We start from the raw sequence: 1,941 nt of genomic DNA on the forward strand, positions 1-1,941 counted from the left end.
GCCCCCCCCCCCCCCGCCCCCGGGTCGCGCCACCCCACCACCCCCCTCCGTCAGGAACCAAGAGAACCCAAGGGACGCAGCGGGGGGCACCCGACGACGAGACACGTCGTCGACCTCCGACCACCCTGCGCGAGACCAGCATCGAGGCCCTGACAACCTGGCTGAAAGACCACAAGCCCGCCACCTTCACCAGCGTCCCCCTCCCCCTCGACGAACGGCTCAGGAGTCGAGGCCCCACCTGTAGATGACGCTGTGCCGCGTGATCACCACGCGTTCATTGCCTCCGATCCCGAGAGCCGCGAGCTGCCGCACCTGCGTCGGGCCCCGGCTCTGGACGGTTCCGACCTCACAGCCCGTGGCCATGGGCGAACGGTCGCCCGACCCCCACGACCGCGTCCAAGGCGTTCCTCGTACCGAGTGGTTCCGGGCGGACTCGGCGGTCATGCCGGTCGTGCTGGTGGGGTGGGTTATGCGGCCCAGTCGAGGGGGTCATCGGGTGGGCCGGTGCCGCCGGGCGGTCCCGTCCCCGTCCTGGCTCGGGCGTCGGCCGGTGGCAGCAGCCGGTAGACGTACCGCCCGTCCGGATCCTTGCTGATGTGGATCTGGTCGGGGCTGGTGTGCTTGAACCGGTTATGCCAGCCACAGGTCAGGGCGAGCTGATCGATGTCGGTGGGGCTGCCGAGTGCCCATCCGTGGACGTGGTCGACCTCGCACAGCGTGCCCGGCATCTCGCATCCCCGCACCGCGCAGGAGGGGTAGAGGGTTTCGAGGACTTGGCGTTGGGCTGCGGAGGCGAACCGTTCCCGGTACCCGAGGTACAGCGGGGTGTTCCCACGCCCCAGCAGGAGGGGTGAGACTCCGGCGGTCAGGGCGATGCGGCGGGCCTGCGCGGCCGGGATCGGCGTCCCATCAGTGAGGCGGGCCGGGGCGTTGCCGCCGGTGAGGGTGTCCAGGTCGCAGATCACGGTGACCTTGGAGGCCTTGTGCCCGCCCGACAGCACACTCGACAGCGCCGCCGCCGTCCGCTCCGCCACGTCCCGGCGGTCATCGGGCCCCGCCGGCTTGGCCAACGGAGCCAAAGTCCCGTCCCAGATCGCGGCGTCCTCGGGGTTCAGCCAGCCCTTCACATACCGGCCGCCGTCCAGCGACCGCGTCGTGGTCAGCCACGACCTGGCATAACCCCGCTTGGTGTCTTCGTCGGGGGCGTGTTCGGTGCCGTCGCGTTCGGCGATGACGTCGCGGATGCGGCGGCCGAACGCGGCGACCTTCCCGGCCGAGAACCCCTGATCGGCCATCCCCAGCAGCGTGGTCTCGGCTTGAGCGCAGTCGGTGTCATCGAGCCTGGCGACCGAGTCGGCCACCGTGGTCGCGTACCCGTAGGACAGCTCCCCGGCCGCCAACCGCTCGGCGACCAGCGGGAGGCGGTGGCGCTGGCGGGCCAGAGTGAGGCGCTCCTTGGCGCGGCTCTCCCGCATCCCCAGCCGGGACCGCAGCCACGCCCGGGTGGAGGGATACCCCCACCGGGCCTGCTCCCCGGCGGCATCCACCCGCCCGATGAACCCGGCCAGCGCGCTTTCCTGCATATCTGCGGCTGCGGAAAGAGTCTCGGTGAGTTCCAGACACGCGGCGGCCGAGTCGGGCGCTTCGCGTTGGGCGAGTTCAGTGGCGATGACCGAGAGCGCGTTCACCAATTGCGTGGTGGACGCCGCCTCAAGATCGACCGTCACTGAATGCATACCTGAATACTACCCGATGTGACCGGCATTTGCGAGTGGAAAGCAGCGATCGAGGGCGAATATTTTCTTGCTTCGTGGGCTGGTCGACCGATTGGGCGACCTTTCTTGAATATGTTTCACATTGGTTTTCTCGTCGACGCGGGGGGTGGGCCGTTCGATTGTTGGTTGTCTTGGTTGGTTGCGGAGGGGGGTGGTGGGGTGGCGC

General features: G+C 69.3%; 3 protein-coding genes. 1 reads left to right on the forward strand and 2 read right to left on the reverse strand.

Annotated features, from left to right (window positions below; all coding sequences use genetic code 11):
* Window positions 1-219 precede the first annotated feature (219 nt).
* Both F8568_RS46395 and F8568_RS46400 read right to left on the reverse strand, forming a co-directional pair.
* The gene (locus F8568_RS46395; protein ID WP_160574034.1) at window positions 220-363 is read right to left on the reverse strand and encodes a hypothetical protein; all 144 of its coding nucleotides are present in this window, start codon (window positions 361-363) and stop codon (window positions 220-222) included.
* Between the two features lie 104 nt (window positions 364-467).
* Entirely contained in the window at window positions 468-1,736 is a 1,269-nt protein-coding gene (locus F8568_RS46400; protein ID WP_151600547.1) for an HNH endonuclease signature motif containing protein, read from the reverse strand.
* Window positions 1,737-1,754: 18 nt separating this feature from the next.
* Between F8568_RS46400 and F8568_RS47535 the strand changes: the two genes are divergently transcribed.
* Window positions 1,755-1,941, forward strand: a 187-nt coding sequence (locus F8568_RS47535) for a hypothetical protein (RefSeq protein WP_207750440.1), incomplete at its 3' end; no start/stop codon positions are given.

The sequence above is a fragment of the Actinomadura physcomitrii genome (assembly GCF_008923205.2).
In the GTDB taxonomy this organism is placed as follows: Bacteria; Actinomycetota; Actinomycetes; order Streptosporangiales; family Streptosporangiaceae; genus Spirillospora; species Spirillospora physcomitrii.

Bases quoted from the DNA above. Each gene is read 5' to 3' on its own strand.
- F8568_RS46395 (WP_160574034.1), bottom strand. From the start codon at position 363: ATGGCCACGGGCTGTGAGGTCGGAACCGTCCAGAGCCGGGGCCCGACG.
- F8568_RS46400 (WP_151600547.1), bottom strand. From the start codon at position 1,736: ATGCATTCAGTGACGGTCGATCTTGAGGCGGCGTCCACCACGCAATTG.